This is a genomic window from Acidiphilium sp. AL (genome assembly GCF_025499445.1).
GTDB classification, from domain to species: domain Bacteria; phylum Pseudomonadota; class Alphaproteobacteria; order Acetobacterales; family Acetobacteraceae; genus Acidiphilium; species Acidiphilium iwatense.
The window spans coordinates 148346-168527 of sequence record NZ_JAIMBZ010000001.1 but is presented as its reverse complement, the minus strand read 5'-3'; the positions used below and the strand labels follow the sequence as shown (position 1 = coordinate 168527).

Here is a 20182-nt window from a genome sequence, read left to right as displayed (position 1 = left end):
GCAAGTTGGCCGGTTCTGGTTGAACGGAATGGTTCAACCAGAACCGGCCAACTTGCTCGCCCAAAATATATGAGTAGTGCGTGATCGACTTGAACCGATCACGCACTACTCTCGGCGTATCGCTGCGAGAAATACCATCCCCGCGGCCATGGTCGCGGCGGCCATGAACAGGGCGCCGCGATAGCTGCCGGTGAATGCCGCGATATAGCCCGAGACGGCGGGAGCGATGATCTGCGCCGCACCGAAGCTGATGGTCAGCCGCGCCATCGCCTTTGCCGGATTGCTCGGATAGAGCCGGCCGATGATGCTCAGCGTCATGCTGGTGATGCCGTTGAACGAGGCGCCATAGAGCGCGGCGCTCACCATCGAAGCGGCGAGACCCTTGTTGGTGGCCGACAGCATGATCGCGACGATCAGCATCGCGAATGCCGCGAGCAGCGCCGGAATATCGCCGGTGCGCCGCGCCATGCGGTCCCAGAGCGGACAGGACGGCATCGCCGCCAAGCCGACGACGACCCAGACGAGATTGCCGAAACCGCGCAGTTGCGGCTGATGCGCGGCAATCGCGACGATGAAGGTCGCGCTGACCACATACCCCACCCCCGCGCAAAAATAGGCCAGGGTGAACAGGGTCATCCAGCGATGGGACGGCGGCCGATCGACCATTGCCGGGCGGTGAATGCCGTCATGCGCGGGCGGCGCAGGCAGCCAGACCCAGGCAGGAATGAGAAACAGCACGCCGAACGCACCGGCGACCAGCCATTGATCCGCCCAGTCGAGCCATCCGGCCATCGCGATCGCGAGCAGGCCGGAAACCGCGATGCCAAGCCCGACACCACCGAAATGCACGCCGAGTTCTAGTCGCCGCCCGTGGCGCAGCAGCCAGTTGAGTACGAGGCCGGAGCCGAGCAGAAGCCCGGCAACGCTGGACATCCCCGCGATGAAGCGCAGCACTGCCCAGAGGGCCAAATTCGTGGTCAGACCCATGCCGGCGGTGCCGACCAGGGCAACCAGGAGCAGCGCACGATAAAGGTGGAACTTCGTGCGCAGACCGCCGACCGAGGCCGCGAGCAGCGTACCCGTCATGTAGCCCGCGTAGTTGATGGTCGCGAGCCAGCCGCCCGCGACGGTGGAGAGATGGGCTTGCGCCTGCATGACCGGCAGAAGCGGCGTGTAGAGGAAGCGCGCGAGCCCCACCGTGAGGATCATGCTGGCCACGCCGGCAATCATCACCTTCGCCGCGTCCAGATTGGATGCGGTTGGTTCGGTTTGGATGATCGCGGAGGGCATGGCAGACCTCATGACGTTTCCGCCATCACTAGATCAGTCGCGACGATCCGCCAATCCGGCTTAAATGTGGCTGACCCCCGCGAGATTTTCCATGCGCGTGGTGTCGGCGGCGAGTTCGGCGGCAGAGCCGTCATAGACGACCTCGCCGTCCGACAGCACATAAGCCCGGTCCGCGAGTTTCAACGCGAGGAACGCGTTCTGCTCGACCAGAAGGATCGACATGCCTTCGCTTTTCATCCGCCCGACGGTGAGCATCACCTCCTGCACGATAACCGGAGCCAGGCCCTGGGAGGGTTCGTCGAGAATCAGGAATTTCGGGTTCAGCAACAGGGCGCGCGCGATCGACAGCATTTCCTGTTCGCCGCCGGACAACCGGCCGCCCTTGCTGGTGCGGCGTTCTTCGAGACGGGGGAACAGTTGATAGACCGCCGGGATGGTCCATGGCCCCTTGGTTTGCGGCGGAACCAGCAGATTTTCGTGAACCGTGAGGTGGCCGAAAATCTTGCGGCCTTCAGGCACATACCCGACCCCCATGCCGGCGACGCGATAGGGCGCGATACCCGTGGTGTCCCGGCCAAACAGGCGCACCATGCCTTCACGCGGCGCGGTCAAGCCCATGATGCTGCGCATGGTGGTGGTCTTGCCCGCGCCGTTGCGGCCCAGCAACGCGATCAGCTCGCCCTGCCCCACAGTGAGCGAAACTCCATGCAGGATGTGGCTTTTTCCGTAATAGGTCTGTAGCCCCTCGGCCTGCAACACGGCGCTCATGCGGCGTTCCCCAAACCTGCATCGCCAAGATAGGCCGATTGCACGCGCGGATTGGCGGCGATTTCGGCCGCATTGCCCTCGGCGAGCATTTTTCCGTTATCGAGCACGGTGATCCGATCGGCGATACCGAAGACGATCGCCATGTCGTGTTCGACGAACAGCATGGTGATGTGCTGTTCCTTGTTCAGCCGGCGGATCAGATCGGTCATGTGGCGGGTTTCCTCGTCACCCATGCCCGCCGTCGGCTCGTCGAGCAGCAGAAGTTTCGGTGATTTGGCCAGCACGATGCCGATTTCCACCACACGCTGATCGCCATGCGACAATTCGCCCGCCACACGATGAAGCTTTGACTCAATCCTGACGATGGCGGCCAGTTCCGCGATGCGCTCCGCCACCGCCGCGCGTTGCGCACGGGAAATCCACGGGCGCAGATTGAGGCCCATCGCGGTTTCGACCGCGATGCGCAGATTCTCATAGACGGTAAGCGACAGAAAAATCTCGGTGATCTGGAAGGTGCGGATGATACCGCGATGGACCAGTTCGGTCGGATTGACCGCAGTGATCGGCGCACCCTCGAAGGTGATATTACCTTCGGTGGGCGGGAAAAAGCCGCTGATCAGGTTGAACAACGTGGTCTTGCCCGCGCCGTTCGGCCCGATGATCGCACGCAATTCGCCGGACTCGACGCTGAGCGAAATATCCGACAGTGCGCGCAACGCACCGAATCGGCGACCGACCGAGTCGAGGACGAGGAAACTCATGACGCGGATTTCCGGTTGAAGAAGCCGAGAATGCCGAGCGGAAAAAAGAGCACCGAAAGGACGAAGATGAGGCCGATCACCGTCATCCAGTTATCGGTGATCGAACTGACATAATCGCGGACCAGAATGAAGATGACGGCGCCGGCCAACGGTCCCCAGAAATTGCGCATCCCGCCAAGCACCGCGATGATCAGAAAATCGCCCGACAACGTGTAGTTCAGTGTGTTCGGCGACGTGAAATTGTCGAGCAGCGCGTTCAGCCCGCCGGCCAGCGCCACCACGAACCCGGAAATCGCGAAGGAAATCGCCAGATATCGCTTGGTCCTCACGCCGAGAAAGATCAGCCGCTTATAATTTTCCCTGATTCCGACGAACGTATGGCCAAGAGGTGAATTCAGCACAGTCCACAACAGCAGCGCGCAGGCTCCGAAGCAGACCAGCACGAGGTAGAAGAAACCGACCGACCCCATCGGCACGGTCAGGCCCGGAAGCTTGATAGGATGGCGCGAAAATCCGGTCAGGCCATCCTCGCCGCCGGTCAGCGAATTCCAGCGTACCGCCAGGAAGTAGAACATCTGGCCGATGGCGATGGTGATCATCGCAAAATAGATGCCGCGCCGGCGCACCGCGATCGGGCCAAGCAGCGTGGCCGCGATGCCGCCAACCAGGGTGCCGACCAGAAGGGCGAGGAGAATGCTGTGGGTTTCGTATTTCAGCATCAGCCCGACGCCATAGGCCCCGAGGCCGAAATAGGCCGCGTGGCCGAACGACAAGCCGCCGGTGAAGCCGAGCAGCAGGTTCAGCCCCATGGCCGCGAGTGCATAGATCAGCACGCGCGAGGCGAGATCGGTGTACCCCCCGACCAGCGGCAGCCAAAACGGCACGGCGAGCAAAACCAGACCGAGAGCGACATTGCCGAGGACGCGGCGCGATATCAAGCCTGGCGCAGGCGGTTTCGCGACAGCGGTACGGGCGCTTGCGATTTCCATGGTCATTCGAACAGCCCCTCCTGCCCGAGCAGGCCGCGCGGCCGCACCACCAGCATGATGCCCATGATGACGTAGATCACCACCTCGCTCGCCGCCGGGAAGAACGCCGTGGTGATGCCGGAGGCGAGGCCGATGATCAGCCCGCCGAGGAGAGAGCCGACCAGCGAACCCACGCCGCCGACAACGATCGCGACGAAGGCCGGCATGATCAGCGCATCGCCCATGGTGGGGTTCAATCCAAGCTGACCGGCGGCAAGAATCCCGGCGACGCCGGCGAAGACGATGCCGATGATGAAATTCGCCGTGCGCAGCAGATATATGTTCACGCCAAGGGCTGAAATCGTTTCAAGATCGGCATTGCCGGCGCGGATGCGGATGCCGATGCGGGTGAAGCGCAGGACCGCGAACAATGCGCCCGTGCCGATCAACGCCACCGCGACGACGAACAACCGATAGCCGGTAAGGAAGAAATATGTGTTACTTAGAGGATGATTGAGAAATCCCGGAATCGCCAGCGGCTTGCCCTGCGCGCCCCAGATCGTGCGGATCATATCCTGGATGATCAGCGCGAGGCCGAAGGTGAGCAGCAGCGTATAGATCGGATCTTTGCGGCTGTAGAGGCGGCGCACCAGAACCGTCTCGACCGCGAAGCCGATTACCCCCGCGAGTAGCGGCGCCGCGATCAGCGCACCCCAGAACCCTGTATAAGGCACCAGGGTGAACGCAAAATACGCCGCAAGCGCCATGAATGCGCCCTGAGCGAAATTGATCGTGTTGTTCAGGCCGAGAATCAATGCGAGCCCGAGCGCCATCAACGCGTAGAACGCGCCTTGAATCAGCCCGTTGAATGCGTTGAACAGCAGAATGAGACCCATGACCTCTTCCCAAGGTGGCATACGGCCCCGGAACCAGCCGGGGCCGCCGTCCTTCACGCCGAGTAGTACCCGATCAAGCCGGGTATTTGATTTTGCAGCCGGTCTCCGCCGGGGGCAAAGCGAGTTGGGCGCCGGGCACGATCGCCGAGACCTCGAACAGATTCGGATATTTTCCGGTCTGGATCGCATGGCCGGGGAACATGCTGAGCATCAATTGATGATCCTCGGCGCGATAGGCCGGCGTGCCGGGCTGCAACGCGATTTCGGGCGGCAGAACCAGCCCCTCCATCGCCTTGACGACTTTCAGCGTTTCGATCGATTTCGCGCGCTCGACCGCAAGCTTGATCGCGTAGACCGAGGCATAGCCGAACCAGGATCTGGCGGTCGGGTATTGGCCTGGATATTTAGCCAGATAGGCCTTGACGAATTCCGCGACATGCGGGGTTTTCGGCTGTTTCCAGTACCACTCCATGGTCCACCAGCCATAGAGTGCTGCCTGCGGCAATGCCTGCAATTCCTCGAGCTCGATCAGCGCGCCGCCGACCGCGATTTCCTTGTCGATGCCGAACTGGGAGATCTGCTTCATGCAGTTCACCTGATCGTCGCCGGCGAGCAGCAAGCAGAGCACCTTCGGTTTCTTCGCTTTCACGTCGATCAGATAGGAGGAAAAATCGGTGGTGCCGACCGGTGCCAGGGCGCCGCCGACGACCTTGCCGCCCGCCTTCTTGAGCTGGGTGATGTAGTCGGCCTGCTCGGCATGGCCGAACGCGTAGTCGGTGGTGATGAAGTACCAGGTCTTGCCGAATTTCTTGAACAAGGTCTCGAAGTCGCCCGCCGTCAGCATCCATGTGGTCGAGCAGGTGCGGAACGTGTTCCAGTGGCAATCCTTGCCGGTCAGGCTGTCGACGTGACCGCCGGTGCAGACATAGAGAAGGTTGTGCTTGTTGGCGAATTGGCTGAGCGCCAGCGCCGATGCGGAATTCACCGCGCCGATCAGGAAGTCGATCTTGTCACGCGACACCAGACGCGCGGCCTTATCGATGCTGGTTCCGGGGCTGCCCGCGCCATCCTCGACGATAAGCTGCAGAGGCCGGCCCATGATGCCGCCCTTCTTGTTGATCTCTGCCTCGGCGAATTTCGCGCCCTTGATCTCGCTATGGCCGAGTGCTGCGAAAATGCTGGTGATCGGATCGATCATACCGATCTTGATCGGCTTTTCGCTGGCCGCCCATGTGGGTTTCGGCGTGGCGAGCAGCCCGGCGACACCGACAGCGGCGCCGGCCTTGAGTACGTTGCGACGATCGAACGAACCCGACGGATTATTCATGAATATTTCCTTCCCCTCTGTTCATGTTTCCATCGGCGGTTCGGTCCGCCGATAGTTTCGGCACGCGCGTGGGTAAGCAGCCATTTACCTAACACCGGCGTCATCCTGGCAAGGCTGATCCAGGGCCTGGGCAGCGCCACCGGCACACGATAACTTTCCGATTGTCCATCCGGCGGATAGGCGCTGTCAATGACAGATTGAGCTTATCCGGCGATTTTTCATGTCATTTGCGTGTGAACGACCAGTATCGAGGAAGCCGTCCTGCCCTTATCGCCTTCGCTTCGTAACGCGTGGCAGGCCAGTTGCCCGGGCGAATATCGTAACACGATGATAGTTCAAATGAATTTTGGTTAGAAAAGACTTCGTCGACCCACTCCTGATAGGTCGGGTCGTCGCTCGCGATCCGCCATTCCCCGCCGAGCGCCATGACGCGTGCAACTCCGGCGGTTGTCGCCGGGTGGATAAATCGCCGCTTGGCGTGTCGCGATTTCGGCCATGGGTCCGGGAACAGCAAAAACAATTTCGCGATCGATCCGTCCGGCAAATCGCGGATCAGATGCCTGGCATCGCCGTCATACACGCGAAGATTGCGGGGAATCTCCCGCACCTCGCCGGAAGGCGCCAATCGCGAGAGCAGCGAGGCGATGCCGTTTTCGAAAACCTCGCAGGCGATCAGCCCGATCTCGGGGTTAGTGGCAGCGATCGCCTCCGCGTGCTCGAACCCGCCGGCGCCGACCTCGAGCCAGATCTCGCGCGGCGTATTGTCGAACCGCACATCGGGCCAGCGCAGGCGGGGCAACAGATGTTCGATGAGGTTCGCTTGCCGCGCCCGCAACGCATGTCCGCGCGCCCGACCATAGAGCCGGTCGGGCGGCGGTTTGAGAGTCATAGGTTGGTGCGCGGCCGCCCCACCATCCCCGCGCACATTACCGTCCAAACGCCGATTTCAGCGCCGGCACCAGATCGGTCTTTTCCCAGGTGAACGTGCCGAGATCGGCATCGGGTTCGCGACCGAAATGGCCATAGGCGGTGGTCGGCACGTAAATCGGCCGGTTCAGATGCAGATGCTCGCGAATTCCGCGCGGCGAGAGATTGACCAGGTCGCGCAGCGTGCGTTCGAGCTTGGCCGGGTCGATATCGCGCCCGGTGCCGTTCAGATCGACATAGACCGACAGCGGATGCGAAATGCCGATCGCGTAGCTCACCTGAATGGTGCAGCGCTCGGCGAGGCCGGCGGCGACGACATTCTTGGCGAGGTAGCGGCAGGCATAGGCGGCCGAGCGATCGACCTTGGTCGGGTCCTTGCCGGAAAAGGCGCCGCCGCCATGCGGCGCCGCGCCGCCATAGGTATCGACGATGATCTTTCGCCCGGTCAGTCCGCAATCGCCGTCCGGTCCGCCGATAACGAAATTGCCGGTGGGGTTCACGTAGAATTCCGCCTCCGGGCACATCCAGCCTTCCGGCAGCAGTTCGGTGATCAGCGGCCGCAGCATCTCCTTGATGGCGGCCTGCGTCATCCCGTCGACATGCTGGGTCGAGACCACGATCGAGGTGGCCGCGACCGGCTTGCCGTCGACATAGCGCAGCGTGACTTGACTTTTCGCGTCCGGCAGCAGCCCGGCCACATGCGCGTCGCCAATTTTCCGCAGCTCCGATATCCGGCGCAGGATCAGATGCGCATAATGGATCGGCGCGGGCATCAGCACCTCGGTCTCCGAGCACGCGTAACCGAACATGATGCCCTGGTCGCCGGCGCCCTCGTCCTTGTTGCCGGCGGCGTCGACGCCGGCGGCGATATCCTCGGACTGGGCGTGGAGCAGCACGTCGATCTTGGCGTCGCGCCAGGAAAACCCTGCCTGATCGTAGCCGATGTCATGCACCGCGAGCCGGGCGAGATGCGCGAGATATTCGGGGGAGATGGTCGCGGGGCCGCGGGTCTCGCCCGCCAGCACGATCCGGTTGGTGGTCACCAGGGTTTCGCAGGCGACCCGCGCATAGGGATCGGCCGCGAGATAGGCATCGAGTACGGTGTCGGAAATCCGGTCGGCAACCTTGTCGGGATGACCTTCGGAAACCGACTCCGAGGTGAACAGAAACTCGCCTCTATCGCGCATGGATTTCTCCTCTTGTCGCGAGTGATGGCCCCAAGCCGGGACAGCGCCCTGGCCGCATGCCGGAGCCATGGGGGGATGGCGGAAACCGCGCCGAGGGTCAAGCTCTGGATTGGTTACAAGCCGAGCAGGTCACGCATGCCGTAGCGGCCGGGCGGCTTGCCGGCGAGCCAGAGGGCGGCGCGCACCGCGCCATCGGCGAAAATGCGCCGATCGAGCGCGTGGTGGGTGATGGTGATCTGCTCGGTCGCAGCGGTGAAAATCGCGCTGTGCGAACCCACGATCTGGCCGCCGCGCAGGGCGGCAAAGCCGATCGCGCCCGGTTTACGCGCGCCGGTCGCGCCATGGCGGCCCGACTCGATGACCGAGTCGAGATCCACCCCCCTGCCCTGCGCGATCGCCCGGCCGAGCGCGATGGCGGTGCCCGAGGGGGCGTCGATTTTCTGGCGATGGTGCATTTCCAGGATTTCGGCGTCATGCGACTCGGCAGGCAATGCAGCGCCCAGGCGCTCGGCGATGGCGAGCACCAGATTGACTCCCGGTGCAAAATTCGCCGCCGCGAAGACCGGGATGCGCGCGCTTGCCACGTTCACCTCAGCCTCGTCGTCCGAAGTAAGGCCGGTAGTGCCGAGCACCCAGGGCGTTGCCGCACCGGCAAGACTCCTGGCATGGCACGCGGTGGTGGCGGCCGTGGTGAAGTCGATGATGACATCCGATTCGACGGCGAGAGCAGCGAGATCGCCGTCCCGCCCGATGCCGCCGGCGAGCACCGCCCCGGATGCCGGCACGGCCTCCGCCAGCAGCCTGCCCATCCGGCCGGTAATCCCGGCAATGCCGATGCGCGTTTTCATCCAGCCCTGTTTATGGGCGCGGCCCGGCGTTGGCAATCGCGCCGGGTCAGCGGCAATTGGTCCGTGCCGCGAGCGATTTCTGGGCAAGCGTCCAGACGCCGTATTTATACTCCAGCGGATAGGGCCGTTCGGGCATTCCCGGCTCGAAGCGCGGAAACACCATGTTGGTGATCGTCGCGACCAGCCGCGCATCGAGTTCCGGGAGGCTTCGGCGTACCAGGGCGACATGGGCGGTGCGCCCGTTCGGCAGGATCTGGAACCGGATGATCGCGGGGCCGGCGCAATAGAGGTTGCGCCCGGTTCCACCATGACCGAAGCGATTGAACAGGGCCTGATTCACCGTCTTGCGATATCGGATTTCCGCCGCCGACGGGGCGGTGGTGGCGGGAAGCAGCCCGACACCTTGCGGCGGCGCGCTCTGGCTGGTGGCCAGCGCAGTCCCGGACGCGCCGACGAGACAGGCGGCGATGACGAAAGGAGCGGTAAGACGCTTCACGACAAGGTTCATGTCGCAACCTCCCAAAGGCAGGCACGATCAGGATGAGGTGATACGGACGGTTGGTTTCAAGGACGCACACATGACGTTGTAAGCGATACCGGCGGACAAGGCCCGTCACATCCCGCCAGGATAATTCGGGCCGCCCGAGCCTTCCGGCGTCACCCAGTCGATGTTCTGCGTCGGGTCCTTGATGTCGCAGGTTTTACAATGCACGCAGTTCTGCGCGTTGATCTGCAGTTTCGGGTCGCCCACGTCGGCGCCGACGATTTCATAGACGCCGGCAGGGCAATAGCGCGTCTCCGGGCTGCGATATTCGGCCCAGTTTACCGAAATCGCGATTGAGGGATCGCGCAATGTCAGATGCGCGGGCTGGTTCTCCTCGTGATTGGTGTTGGAGACGAACACCGAGGAGAGCCGATCGAAGGTGAGCATGCCGTCCGGCTTCGGATAGGCGATCGGCGTCGCGTCCCTGGCCTTCTTTAACGTCGCGTTGTCGGCGTGGTTGCGCAGCGTCCAGGGCGATTTGCCGCGGGTGATGTAGGTTTCGAACGCGGCGTTCATCAGCCCGCCCCATATGCCGAACCTGGCGAAGCCGGGCCTGATGTTGCGCACGCTTTCCAGCTCCGGCCAGAGCCAACTCGCGCGCACCTTGGCGGGGAAACCGTCGAGCGTGGCGGGCCGATCGCCCGCCAGGGCTTCGGCGATCGCTTCGGCGGCGAGCATGCCGGATTTCATCGCGGTATGGGTGCCCTTGATTTTCGGCACGTTGAGAAACCCCGCCTCGCAGCCGACCAGCACGCCGCCGGGAAAAACCAGTTTCGGGATCGACTGGAAGCCGCCCTCGTTCAGCGCCCGCGCGCCGTAGGAGATGCGTTTCGCGCCCGCGAAATACGGCCGGATCATGGGATGCGTCTTGAACCGCTGCGTCTCCTCGAACGGCGAGAAATACGGATTTTCATAGTCCAGACCGACGACGAACCCATAGGCCATCAAATTGCCGCCGAGATGATACAGGAACGAGCCGCCATAGGTTTTGCGATCGAGCGGCCAGCCGATGCTGTGCATCACCAGCCCCGGCGTGTGGCTCGCCGCCGGAACCTCCCAAAGTTCCTTGATGCCGATGCCGTAGGTCTGCGGATCGGCGCCGTCGTTCAGCCCGTACCGCGCGATGAGCTGCTTGCCGAGCGAACCCCGGCAGCCTTCCGCGAACACCGTATAGGTCGCGCGCAAGTCCATGCCGCGCTGAAACAACTCGGTATGCCGGCCATCCTTGCCGACCCCCATGTCGCCCGTGGCGATTCCGGTCACCCGCCCGTCCTCGAACAAAACTTCGGCGGCGGCGAAACCGGGATAGATTTCCACGCCGGCCGCCTCGGCCTGCGCGCCGAGAAACCGCACCACATTGCCCAGGCTGACGATGTAGTTGCCGTCATTGTGCATCTGCGGTGGCGTGGGCAACCTGAACCCGGTTTTTTCAGTGAGAAGCATGAACCGGTCGTCGCCGGCCGGCACGGAAAATTCGATGGCACCCGGATCGGCATCAGGCAGCAATTCGCGAAAGGCGCGCGGCTCGAGAACGCAGCCCGACAGGATGTGGGCGCCGACCTCGCCACCCTTTTCGACCACGCAGACCGAAATGTCCGGATCGAGCTGTTTCAACCGGATCGCGGCCGAGAGACCGGCCGGCCCGGCACCGACCACCACCACGTCGAATTCCATGGATTCACGCTCCACGACTCCATGGGCGGGCATTGCTTCGGACATGCGCATTCTCCATTGACCATCTTGACGTATAGGGAAGCGATCGGCATTGCGCAAAGCCCGTTTGACGGCGCAAATCATCCGATGCACCCGGCCGGCGAAACCTCGCGCGAAACGCTGCTATCATGGCTGGCACTCCAGGCGGAATGGGGCGCGGAAGACGCCTTGCTGGATGCGCCGCAAGATCGTGGCGCGATGCCGCCACCTGCCAGCGCCGGCAAGGGAAAACAACAGGCCGTTTCCGCCCCGGTCGCCTCGCCCGTCATGGCACCGTCCACGGCCGAAGCGGCATCGCTCGCCGAATTGCGCGCCGCCCTCGAAAAATTCGACCAGTGCACGCTGAAACGCACCGCGACCCAGTTGGTTTTCGCGGATGGTGCGGAGGATGCACGGATCATGCTGGTGGGCGAAGCCCCTGGCGCCGAGGAAGATCGCGTCGGCCGGCCTTTCGTCGGTCCAGCGGGCCAGTTGCTCGACCGGATGCTGGCCAGCATCGGGCTGGACCGGACGAGCGTGCGGATCGTCAACGTGGTGCCCTGGCGGCCACCCGGCAACCGCACCCCGTCGGACGCCGAAATTTCCCAGTGCCTGCCGTTCCTCCATCGGCACATCGCGCTGATCCGGCCGCATTGCCTGCTTCTCCTCGGCGCGGTCGCGGTGCGGGCGCTGATCGGCGGCAAGGACGGCATCACGCGGATTCGCGGCAAGTGGCGGAACCTGGAGATCCCCGGTCTCGACGCACCCGTCCGCACGCTGCCGACCTATCATCCGGCGTTTCTGCTGCGCCAGCCGGCGGCGAAACGGCAAGCCTGGGCCGATCTGCTCGCATTGCGGCAAGACTGTGTCAGCGCCGGCATTCCATGCGATGCTGCTATGCAAAATAACGATAAATTCACGAAAAGTTGATGTCATATACGCAACGTAAGCCACTCTAATCCGGTATTTTGTATCAAAATATGAGATTCGTCTTTATTTAAGGGGTTGCTCCGGTCCCTCGAAGCCGTGTAGCCGGTTCAACCATGCGAGGGGCCGTCAAAAAGCTCTCCCGCCTAAGTGTCGCCCAGGCGGTCATCGTCTCCGCGGCACTGCTCGCCGCCACCGCGCTTCCAAGCGCGGCGCAGGCCGGGCAAAGGGGGCCTTCACCGAATCGGCAGACCGGGTCGTCACGACCTGAAAACGTTGCCTATGCCATACCGCGCTCGACACCGCTCAACGGTGCCGAAACGGCCCTCGCACAACCGCTTACCCCCAGCGATGCGGCGGTCTATGCGCGGATTTTCACCGATCAGCGCGCCGGGCGCATCGCTGCCGCGCAGCGGCTGATCGCACGGGTCCATAATCATCTGCTGATGGGTCAGGTGCTCGCCCAGCTCTATCTCGGGCCGTATCACCATTCGACGGCGGCGGAACTCAGCGCGTGGCTCGACAAATATAACGGCCAGCCGCACACGCAGCGGATCAGAAACCTGCTGATGCAGCGCCTGCCGCGCGGCGCCGCGGTGCCGCCGCCCGCCGAAATTTCCTATCTGCCCGAACCGACGATAACCTCGTCCGGCGCGGCACCGCCCCGGCATATGGGCATCGCGGTTCCGCGCTATATGGCCGAGCGGGTCGGCAATCTGGCGCGTAACGGCCATTCCAGGCTTGCACTCAATCTGATCGGCCGCGACAATCATATTTCCGCATGGGCCGGCGCCGCGCTGCGCGGCGAGGTCGCGCGCCATCTGTTCATCCGCGGCGCATACGATCAGGCGTTCGGCGTGGCCAGCAAGGCGGCTCAGGAAGGCGGCGATTCCGTCTGGCGCCCCGATTTCATCGCCGGTCTCGCGGCGTGGCAAATGCACCATGTCGCCAAGGCGCTGCCCTATTTCACCGAAGCGGCCAATGCCCGCGACGCATCCGAAGGGCAGCGCGCCGCGGGCGCGTTCTGGGCCGCGCGCGCGGCACTTCGCCTGCGCCAGCCCGATGGCTATCTGCATTGGCTCGACCGCGCGGCCGCCGCGAAAGGAAGTTTCTACGGGATGCTGGCCGGGCGGCTGCTCGGCCACGGGCTGGCTGGTTCGGGACTGGCGGCGAGCCTGTCCGAGGCGGATATCGAGGCTGTCGCGGCACAGCAGAACGGCGCTCTCGCCTTCGGCCTGATTCAGGCAGGTCGGCCGGAAGACGCCGCAAACGCGCTGCGCTCGCTCTGGCCCGCAATTCAGAGCCATCCGGGGCTGGGCCGGGCGGTCATGGGCGTTGCGGCGCGTGCCGGACTGGTCGATGTCGCGATCGCCTTCGATCGGACACTGCCTGGCAGCGCGATCGCCGGGATGAATCTGCCGCTGCCGGGTCTGCATCCGCTTGGCGGATTCAGCGTCGATCCGTCGCTGGTCTATGCGCTGGCACGCACCGAGTCCGGGTTCAATCCGAACGCGGTCTCACCCGTGGGGGCACGCGGCCTCATGCAGCTCATGCCCGGAACCGCATCGGCGATGGCAAGGCGCGGCGGAATTTCCGGCAGTCCGACCAACCCTTCGGTCAATCTGGCGCTCGGACAGAGCTACCTGATGTATCTCGGGCATCAGCCGGGGGTAGAACGCAACCTGCTGGATATACTGGCGAGCTACAATGCCGGGCCGGTGGCCGCCTCAGCCTGGGCGCATTCGATCCATGACGGCGGCGACCCGCTGATCTTTCTCGAATCGATCCCGGACGTGCAGACTCGCCGGTTCGTGACTCAGGTTCTCACCGATAGCTGGATCTATGCCGAGGAAATCGGCACCACGCCGGAAAGCCTCGATGCCATGGCCGAAGGGCGATTCCCGCGGCTTTCGCCATACGGGACGACCGCCCTCGCCGATCGCTGAATCCGGTCTCGCTCACTTTTCTTGATCGAACGTTCATCATTTCAGGCTAGCCTCTATCCATGGATCAGGCTTTTCCCGAGAGCGATCGATCGCCGCTGCCGCCCGCTTTGCTGCACTCGGGACTTCTGGCGTATCGGCGCGGTGATTTCGCGGGAGCCGCTCGGGATTTCACTATGATTCTCGACTCGATGCCGGAGCATCATGGCGCGCGCGTCAATCTCGCCAACGCTTTGTGGTCGCTGGGGAAACTCGACGCCGCCGAACGCGAGGCCGATCGGGCCCGGACCGATCGGCTCGATTCCGCAGAGGCCTGGATGGTCACCGGGGCGATCCGGCTCGATCGCGGCGATGCCGAGGGTGCCATCGCGGTCTACGGCCACGTCGTGGCCTTGCGGCCCGATCTCGCCAGCGCTCATGCCGGACTTGGCGCGGCGTTTCTGTCGATCACCGACTATGCCAAAGCCGAGCGATCGGCCCGCGATGCGCTGGCGCTTGATCCGGCAAGCACCCATGCGCGCTTCACCCTGGGCTCGGCGCGTGCCGAGCAGGGCGATCCCGCAGGCGCCGTCGCCGCGTTCGACATCGTGCTTGCCGCCGAACCGGGCCATGCCCGCGCGCGGCTCAATCGCGGCAACGCGCTGGTCGATCTCGACCGGATCGACCAAGCCGAGGCAGATCTGCGCACCGCCAGTCTCGATCCGACGCTCAAGGAAGCCTGGGCCAGTCTGGGATTCGTTCTGACCATCCAGGGTGAGCTTCCGGCAGCGATCGCGTCGTGCGACCGCGCCATTGCACTCGATGCCGACTTTGCACTGGCCCATTGGAACCGGGGGGTGGCAATGCTTCTCGGCGGCGATTTCACGGCCGGCTTCGCCGCTTATGAATGGCGCAAGCGCCATTCGGTCTATCGGCACCATTTCACACAGCTTCCCGCACCGGACTGGCGAGGCCAGCCCCTCGACGGCAAGCATCTTCTGGTCCGCGCCGAGCAGGGATTCGGCGATACCATCATGCTCGCGCGGTTCCTGCCTGATCTGGCCGTGCGGGCGGCACGCGTCACCCTCGCCTGCCCGCCAACGCTGTTTCCCCTGTTTGCCGGCATGGGGATCGGCCTCCACCCGCTCGACGCAACGCCGGATGCCGAATGCGATCTCGCGATCGACCAGATGAGCCTGCCGCATGTGCTCGATCTGACCGAGGCGACAATTCCGCGCGCGACCGGATATCTCACGGCTGACCCAGTCCGTGCCGCACGCTGGCGCGCGGCGCTCCCGGCCACGCCCGGACGACGCAGGATCGGACTCGTCTGGGCCGGCAATCCGGCCCACGGCAACGATCGTCGGCGATCGCTGCCGCCGCGCGCGCTCGCGCCGCTGATCGAGATTCCGGGGTTCGATTTCGTCGGCCTGCAACTCGGCGCGCGGCAGGGCGAATATCCAATCCCGAACCTTTCGGCCTCGATCGGCGATTACGGCGACACCGCCGCCATCCTCGCTCATCTCGACGCGGTGGTGACGGTGGATACCTCGGTCGCCCATCTCGCCGGCGCGATGGGGGTTCCCTGTCACATCCTGCTCTCCGCCGCGTGCGACTGGCGCTGGCGGCTCGGGCGCGATACCACCGCCTGGTATGATAGCATCGTTCTTCATCGCCAGCGCCATCTCGGCGACTGGGCCGGCCCGATTGCCTCGGTGATCGAGGCACTGCGATGACCGTATCATCGCTCAGCATCGGCCTCGGGGCGTCCGCCGCACTGCGAAACAACGCGGCCTCGCCGCTGTTCGGCTTTCTGCGCGATTTCGCGCCGTTTCTCGGCTCCGATGGCGTGACGCTCCATATCGTGGGAGCGACGCATGACGCGGTCGCCGCAAGCGGGATTCTCCGCGCCGAGTCCCTGGTTCGCCTGCCGCCAGCGCGCGAGGGTGGGGTGATCCGGCTCACCGCGATGACCGTGCCGGACGCGACGGGGCGATCGGCGCTCGACTGGGTGATCTATCTGCTCGATCCGATCGACCCGATCACGGTATTTCCCGAAATGCACGCGCTAAAACGGCAATGCGTGGTGCATGGCAAGCCGTTCCTGACCAACCGCGCCGCCGCCTCGGAATGGTGCGCGCTCGCATGGAGCCACCGCACCGATTCGCGCGACCCGGTGCTCGCCCCGCAAATCGCCCGTTGGGTGCGTCCCGAGCGCGTGGGCGAAGAGACGATCGGGCTGATCGCGCATGACAGCCAGAAACGGACGATGCTCGAATTCGTCCGCGCCCATCGGGCCGTGCTGTCCCGTTTCGGGCGTAGGCTGGCTACCGGAACCACCGGAGGCCTGCTCAACGGCGAGATCCCGGCCCGGATGGCCGGCGAGGCGGAATCGCTGCGCGACCTTCTGCCGCCAACGCCCGAGAATTGGGTCATCCGCTACCAGTCCGGCCCGCGTGGCGGCGATGCGCAGATCGCCGTCGAGGTTCTGGACGGACACTGCCGCCGGCTGGTGTTTTTCGAAGACCCGCATGTCGCGCGCGAGCACGAGGCCGATATCCAGTTGCTCGAACGCGCGACCCGCTTCGCGCCGGACGGCTGCCTCTGCGTCAACGACCGGGCCAGCGCCGAGACCTGGATCAAAAACCTCGCGCGCCTGTTGTGATGAATTTTTCCAGCGGAACGTAGTGCTTCACTCGTTCCGCTGCCACCTCCGTGACCATTCCAGCAATCCTTCGGATTGCCGGAACCTTTGGTCACTCCGCCGCGAATGCGGCGCGCGCCTTATGGCGCGAAGCCAAGCGCGCAGATGCGCGCGCCCGGCGTTTGATGGCACACTGGCTGCGCAAGCAGCCAGTATCGTCGATATTACGCCAGCGCCTGGGCGCGAACCAGGCGGGCGAAGGCACCTTCCTCGGCCAGCAAATCCTCATGCGTGCCGGATTCGAGCACGACGCCGTCGGCCATCACCACGATCAGGTCGGCGTCGCGCACGGTGGCGAGCCGGTGGGCGACCACGATGGTGGTCCGGCCGCGCCGAAGCCGCGCCAAGGCCTCCTGCACGGCGGCTTCGCTTTCGGCATCGAGCGCGCTGGTGGCTTCGTCCAGCAGCAGGATACGCGGATCGCGCAGCAAAGCGCGCGCGAGAGCGACGCGCTGGCGCTGCCCGCCGGACAGGCGCTGGCCGTTCACCCCCACCCGCGTTTCGAATCTCTCCGGCAGATCGGCGATGAACTGCGCGGCCGCCGCTTCGGCCGCCGCTTCGACCTCGCGCATCGGCGCATCGGGCCGGCCCATCGCGATATTCGCGGCGATGGTGTCATCGAACAGCAGCGAATCCTGGCCGACATAGGCGATCGCGCCGCGCAGGCTGGCGAGCGAAACGCCGGCGATATCCGCGCCGTCGATCAGGATGGCGCCGCGCTCGGGATCGTAGAGACGCGGGATCAGCGCGAGCGCGGTCGATTTACCCCCCCCGGAAGCGCCGACCAGGGCAAGAGTGCGCCCCGGCTCGGCAATGAAGGACAGGTCGCGCAAGCCCGGCCTTCCGTCGGGGTAGGAAAAACCGACATGGCGGAATTCCACCCGCCCCGGCCCCGGCGGCAGCGGCGCCGCGTCCAGCGGTTCGCCCACCGCGCGCGGCTCGTCGATCACGCCATAGACCCGGTCGAGTCCGGCCAGACCCTCCTGCACCGCCGCGTTCATCGTGCCGAGGGCGCGCAGCGGCCGCGAGGCGATCAGCAGGGCGGCGACGAAGCCGGTGAAATTGCCGATCCCCGAAGCGCCCGCCGCGTGGCGCCAGCCGGCGAAGCCGATCACCAGCGCGATCGCGAGCCCGCCCAGCACTTCCAGCATCGGGTCGAGCGCGGCACGGCCCCGGATCATGCGCATCAGGGCGCGATAGAGCTGCTCGAAGGCGCGGTCGGCGCGCCGGCGTTCCTGCGCCTCCAGCCCGTAGGCGCGTACCGTGCGCGCCTGGGCGAAGCTTTCGTTCAGCATCGACGCCGCCTCGCCCATGCGTTCCTGCATCCCGCCCGAGGCGCGCCGGATGCGCCGGCCGATCTTCTGGATCGGCAATCCCGCCAGCGGATAGAGCACGGCGGCGATCAGGCTGAGCGACCAGTCGATCCACAGCATGGTCGCGACCAGGCCGATCAGGGTGAACGCGTCGGCCACGCCGTTCACCGCCCGGCTCATCGCCTCGCGGATCACCGTTGCGTCGGTGGTGAAGCGCGCCGCCAGCGCGGCGGGCGATTCGCGCTCCAGCCGCGCCAGTTCGGCATCGGTGAGATGGGCGAACATCGTGCCTTGCAGGCGCCTGATCGTGCCCAGCACCACCTGCTGGGTCAGCACCGTCTGGAAATATTGCGCGAGCGCCTTCACCATCGTGACGGCGAGCACGATCGCCGGCACCTGATACAGAATGCGCGGATCGCGCTTGGCGAACATGGTGAAGGCGCGGTCGATCAGCGCCGGATACAGCGCCGTGGTTCCCGACATCAGCAGAGTGAACAGGACGATCAGCGCCACCCGGCCGCGATAATGGCGGATGTGATCCCGCCACAGCCGCCGCGCCAGCGCCCAACCGCCCATCTCTCCGATCACCGCCAACCCGTCATGCCTCTATGTCATCGGTTCCGAGCCGATCCCGGACAGGCGGTTTAGTGACGTGGCGGGACCGGGGCGTCAATCGGCTCGGCGTGATGGCCGCTGACATCCTCGCCGGCTTCGGCGGCGAGGCGCGCGCAGATCGGCACCGAGACCAGGCCGATCGCGCTGACGATCACGAAGGCCCAGGCATAGTCGTCGATGGTGGGGTTGGCATGGCCGGAAAAGGCGGTCGCGAGTTCGAGCGAGCCGGCAGCGATCGAAATTCCCAGGGTGATCGTGATCTGCTGGAACGTGGCGTAGAAGCTGGTCGCGGCACTCATCCGGCTGCGCGGCACGTCGGCATAGGCGATGGTGTTGAACGCGGTGAATTGCAGCGAGCGGAACACGCCGCCGATCAGCAGCACGGCATCGAGCGCCAGAACCGGCCAGCCCGGCCGGAACGCGGCGCAGAGCGCGGTGAACACCACCGAAAGCAGGCCGAACGCCACCATCGAGGCGCGGAAGCCGAAGCGCCGCAGGATCGGCTGGGCCAGCGGCTTCATCGCCAGCGCGCCGATCGCGGCGGCGAAGGTGACGGTGCCGCTTTTAGCGGCGCTCTCGCCGAAGCCGAGTTGCAGCATCAGCGGCAGCAGGAACGGCATCGCCCCGGCCAGCACGCGGAAAAAGCTGCCGGCGATGGTCGAATTCGCGAAAGTCGCGATTTTCATCAGGGTCAGGTCGAGCACCGGATGCTCATGGCGGCGCGCATGGCGCCAATAGGCAAACGCGGAAAATCCACCGATCGCGAAACAGGCGAGGCTCCAGGGCACCGGGATGATGCCGCGCCCGATCGTCTCGATGCCGGCCATCAGCAGCGCCATGGCCAGTCCGCTCCAGACCAGCCCGACGATATCGAGCCGCCCCGCGTGCTCGGTGTCGCGCACCTCGCGGATGAACAGGCTGACGGCGACGATACCGATGATGCCGATCGGCACGTTGATGTCGAAGGTCCAGCGCCAGGAGACATAGGTAACGATGAAACCACCCAGCGGCGGCCCGATGATCGGGCCGATCAGCGCCGGCATGGTCAGCCAGGACGTGGCGGCGAGCATGTCGCGCCGGCGCACCGATTTGAGCAGGAGCAGCCGGCCGACCGGCACCATCATCGCCCCGCCCACACCCTGCAGGATGCGCGCCGCGATCAGCGCACCGAGGCTGGTGGACAGTCCGCACAGGATCGAGCCGATGGTGAACACCAGGATTGCGGCGCGGAACACGGTGCGGCTGCCGAAACGGTCGGCGAACCAGCCCGAGGCCGGGATGAACACCGCGAGCGACAGCAGATACGACGTGAGCGCCAGACTCATATGAATCGGATCGGCGTGGAAGCTTTTCGCCATCGCCGGCAGGGCGGTCGCGACGATGGTGCTGTCGAGATTCTGCATGAACAGCGCGGTCGCCACGATCACCGCGGTCAGGCGCATCTGCCCGGTGGTCAGGGCGGCGCGATCGTCATCCTCATCGTCGGTCATCGG

At 64.8% G+C, this 20182-nt stretch carries 17 protein-coding genes; 4 read left to right on the top strand and 13 right to left on the bottom strand.

The window, feature by feature from the left end:
* Positions 1-105: 105 nt before the first annotated feature.
* The 11 genes from AiwAL_RS00685 to AiwAL_RS00635 all read right to left on the bottom strand — a co-directional run bounded on the left by AiwAL_RS00685 (position 106) and on the right by AiwAL_RS00635 (position 11235).
* Positions 106-1302, bottom strand: coding sequence for a YbfB/YjiJ family MFS transporter (locus AiwAL_RS00685; RefSeq protein ID WP_235703685.1), 1197 nt, complete (start codon positions 1300-1302; stop codon positions 106-108).
* A gap of 48 nt (positions 1303-1350) precedes the next feature.
* Positions 1351-2058 (bottom strand): ABC transporter ATP-binding protein, encoded by a 708-nt coding sequence (locus AiwAL_RS00680; RefSeq protein WP_235703684.1) that lies wholly within the window; start codon positions 2056-2058, stop codon positions 1351-1353.
* The gene (locus AiwAL_RS00675; RefSeq protein WP_235703683.1) at positions 2055-2819 is read right to left on the bottom strand and encodes an ABC transporter ATP-binding protein; all 765 of its coding nucleotides are present in this window, start codon (positions 2817-2819) and stop codon (positions 2055-2057) included. Before AiwAL_RS00675 ends, AiwAL_RS00680 begins: the two co-directional genes overlap by 4 nt.
* On the bottom strand, positions 2816-3814 hold the full coding sequence (locus tag AiwAL_RS00670) for a branched-chain amino acid ABC transporter permease (RefSeq protein WP_235703682.1): 999 nt from the start codon (positions 3812-3814) through the stop codon (positions 2816-2818). Before AiwAL_RS00670 ends, AiwAL_RS00675 begins: the two co-directional genes overlap by 4 nt.
* Complete coding sequence (locus tag AiwAL_RS00665; RefSeq protein WP_235703681.1) at positions 3811-4683, bottom strand: branched-chain amino acid ABC transporter permease; 873 nt, start codon at positions 4681-4683, stop codon at positions 3811-3813. Before AiwAL_RS00665 ends, AiwAL_RS00670 begins: the two co-directional genes overlap by 4 nt.
* A 73-nt stretch (positions 4684-4756) precedes the next feature.
* A complete protein-coding gene (locus AiwAL_RS00660) occupies positions 4757-6010 on the bottom strand; it encodes an ABC transporter substrate-binding protein (RefSeq protein ID WP_235703680.1) in 1254 nt (417 codons plus the stop codon).
* Positions 6011-6233: 223 nt separating this feature from the next.
* Positions 6234-6899, bottom strand: coding sequence for a tRNA (guanosine(46)-N(7))-methyltransferase TrmB (locus AiwAL_RS00655; RefSeq protein WP_235703679.1), 666 nt, complete (start codon positions 6897-6899; stop codon positions 6234-6236).
* Positions 6900-6936: 37 nt separating this feature from the next.
* Positions 6937-8124, bottom strand: coding sequence for a methionine adenosyltransferase (metK, locus tag AiwAL_RS00650; protein WP_235703678.1), 1188 nt, complete (start codon positions 8122-8124; stop codon positions 6937-6939).
* Positions 8125-8237: 113 nt separating this feature from the next.
* Positions 8238-8972, bottom strand: coding sequence for a 4-hydroxy-tetrahydrodipicolinate reductase (dapB, locus tag AiwAL_RS00645; protein ID WP_235703677.1), 735 nt, complete (start codon positions 8970-8972; stop codon positions 8238-8240).
* A 46-nt stretch (positions 8973-9018) separates the two neighbouring features.
* A complete protein-coding gene (locus AiwAL_RS00640) occupies positions 9019-9480 on the bottom strand; it encodes a hypothetical protein (RefSeq protein ID WP_235703676.1) in 462 nt (153 codons plus the stop codon).
* A 105-nt stretch (positions 9481-9585) separates the two neighbouring features.
* On the bottom strand, positions 9586-11235 hold the full coding sequence (locus AiwAL_RS00635) for an electron transfer flavoprotein-ubiquinone oxidoreductase (protein ID WP_235703675.1): 1650 nt from the start codon (positions 11233-11235) through the stop codon (positions 9586-9588).
* 81 nt (positions 11236-11316) lie between these two features.
* Between AiwAL_RS00635 and AiwAL_RS00630 the strand changes: the two genes are divergently transcribed.
* From AiwAL_RS00630 to AiwAL_RS00615, 4 genes are all read left to right on the top strand, one after another.
* Complete coding sequence (locus tag AiwAL_RS00630; protein ID WP_235703736.1) at positions 11317-12138, top strand: uracil-DNA glycosylase family protein; 822 nt, start codon at positions 11317-11319, stop codon at positions 12136-12138.
* A gap of 113 nt (positions 12139-12251) precedes the next feature.
* Positions 12252-14081, top strand: coding sequence for a lytic transglycosylase domain-containing protein (locus AiwAL_RS00625; RefSeq protein WP_235703674.1), 1830 nt, complete (start codon positions 12252-12254; stop codon positions 14079-14081).
* Positions 14082-14140: 59 nt separating this feature from the next.
* Positions 14141-15793, top strand: a complete 1653-nt coding sequence (locus tag AiwAL_RS00620) for a tetratricopeptide repeat protein (RefSeq protein WP_235703673.1) — start codon at positions 14141-14143, stop codon at positions 15791-15793.
* Positions 15790-16722 (top strand): methylglyoxal synthase, encoded by a 933-nt coding sequence (locus AiwAL_RS00615; protein WP_235703672.1) that lies wholly within the window; start codon positions 15790-15792, stop codon positions 16720-16722. The genes AiwAL_RS00620 and AiwAL_RS00615 overlap by 4 nt, the downstream gene beginning before the upstream one ends.
* Before the next feature lie 203 nt (positions 16723-16925).
* Here the strand turns inward: AiwAL_RS00615 and AiwAL_RS00610 are convergent, their stop codons facing one another.
* Together AiwAL_RS00610 and AiwAL_RS00605 are read right to left on the bottom strand one after the other, a co-directional pair.
* Entirely contained in the window at positions 16926-18650 is a 1725-nt protein-coding gene (locus AiwAL_RS00610) for an ABC transporter ATP-binding protein (protein ID WP_235703735.1), read from the bottom strand.
* 68 nt (positions 18651-18718) lie between these two features.
* Positions 18719-20179 carry an MFS transporter gene (locus tag AiwAL_RS00605; protein WP_235703671.1) on the bottom strand — a complete coding sequence of 487 codons (1461 nt, stop codon included), beginning with the start codon at positions 20177-20179 and terminating at the stop codon, positions 18719-18721.
* Positions 20180-20182: the final 3 nt, after the last annotated feature.

What these genes read in the sequence shown, in the direction of transcription:
- AiwAL_RS00685 (WP_235703685.1), bottom strand. Translation starts at nt 1,302, where the DNA reads ATGAGGTCTGCCATGCCCTCCGCGATCATCCAAACCGAACCAACCGCA.
- AiwAL_RS00680 (WP_235703684.1), bottom strand. Translation starts at nt 2,058, where the DNA reads ATGAGCGCCGTGTTGCAGGCCGAGGGGCTACAGACCTATTACGGAAAA.
- AiwAL_RS00675 (WP_235703683.1), bottom strand. Translation starts at nt 2,819, where the DNA reads ATGAGTTTCCTCGTCCTCGACTCGGTCGGTCGCCGATTCGGTGCGTTG.
- AiwAL_RS00670 (WP_235703682.1), bottom strand. Translation starts at nt 3,814, where the DNA reads ATGACCATGGAAATCGCAAGCGCCCGTACCGCTGTCGCGAAACCGCCT.
- AiwAL_RS00665 (WP_235703681.1), bottom strand. Translation starts at nt 4,683, where the DNA reads ATGGGTCTCATTCTGCTGTTCAACGCATTCAACGGGCTGATTCAAGGC.
- AiwAL_RS00660 (WP_235703680.1), bottom strand. Translation starts at nt 6,010, where the DNA reads ATGAATAATCCGTCGGGTTCGTTCGATCGTCGCAACGTACTCAAGGCC.
- AiwAL_RS00655 (WP_235703679.1), bottom strand. Translation starts at nt 6,899, where the DNA reads ATGACTCTCAAACCGCCGCCCGACCGGCTCTATGGTCGGGCGCGCGGA.
- metK (WP_235703678.1), bottom strand. Translation starts at nt 8,124, where the DNA reads ATGCGCGATAGAGGCGAGTTTCTGTTCACCTCGGAGTCGGTTTCCGAA.
- dapB (WP_235703677.1), bottom strand. Translation starts at nt 8,972, where the DNA reads ATGAAAACGCGCATCGGCATTGCCGGGATTACCGGCCGGATGGGCAGG.
- AiwAL_RS00640 (WP_235703676.1), bottom strand. Translation starts at nt 9,480, where the DNA reads ATGAACCTTGTCGTGAAGCGTCTTACCGCTCCTTTCGTCATCGCCGCC.
- AiwAL_RS00635 (WP_235703675.1), bottom strand. Translation starts at nt 11,235, where the DNA reads ATGTCCGAAGCAATGCCCGCCCATGGAGTCGTGGAGCGTGAATCCATG.
- AiwAL_RS00630 (WP_235703736.1), top strand. Translation starts at nt 11,317, where the DNA reads ATGCACCCGGCCGGCGAAACCTCGCGCGAAACGCTGCTATCATGGCTG.
- AiwAL_RS00625 (WP_235703674.1), top strand. Translation starts at nt 12,252, where the DNA reads ATGCGAGGGGCCGTCAAAAAGCTCTCCCGCCTAAGTGTCGCCCAGGCG.
- AiwAL_RS00620 (WP_235703673.1), top strand. Translation starts at nt 14,141, where the DNA reads ATGGATCAGGCTTTTCCCGAGAGCGATCGATCGCCGCTGCCGCCCGCT.
- AiwAL_RS00615 (WP_235703672.1), top strand. Translation starts at nt 15,790, where the DNA reads ATGACCGTATCATCGCTCAGCATCGGCCTCGGGGCGTCCGCCGCACTG.
- AiwAL_RS00610 (WP_235703735.1), bottom strand. Translation starts at nt 18,650, where the DNA reads ATGGGCGGTTGGGCGCTGGCGCGGCGGCTGTGGCGGGATCACATCCGC.
- AiwAL_RS00605 (WP_235703671.1), bottom strand. Translation starts at nt 20,179, where the DNA reads ATGACCGACGATGAGGATGACGATCGCGCCGCCCTGACCACCGGGCAG.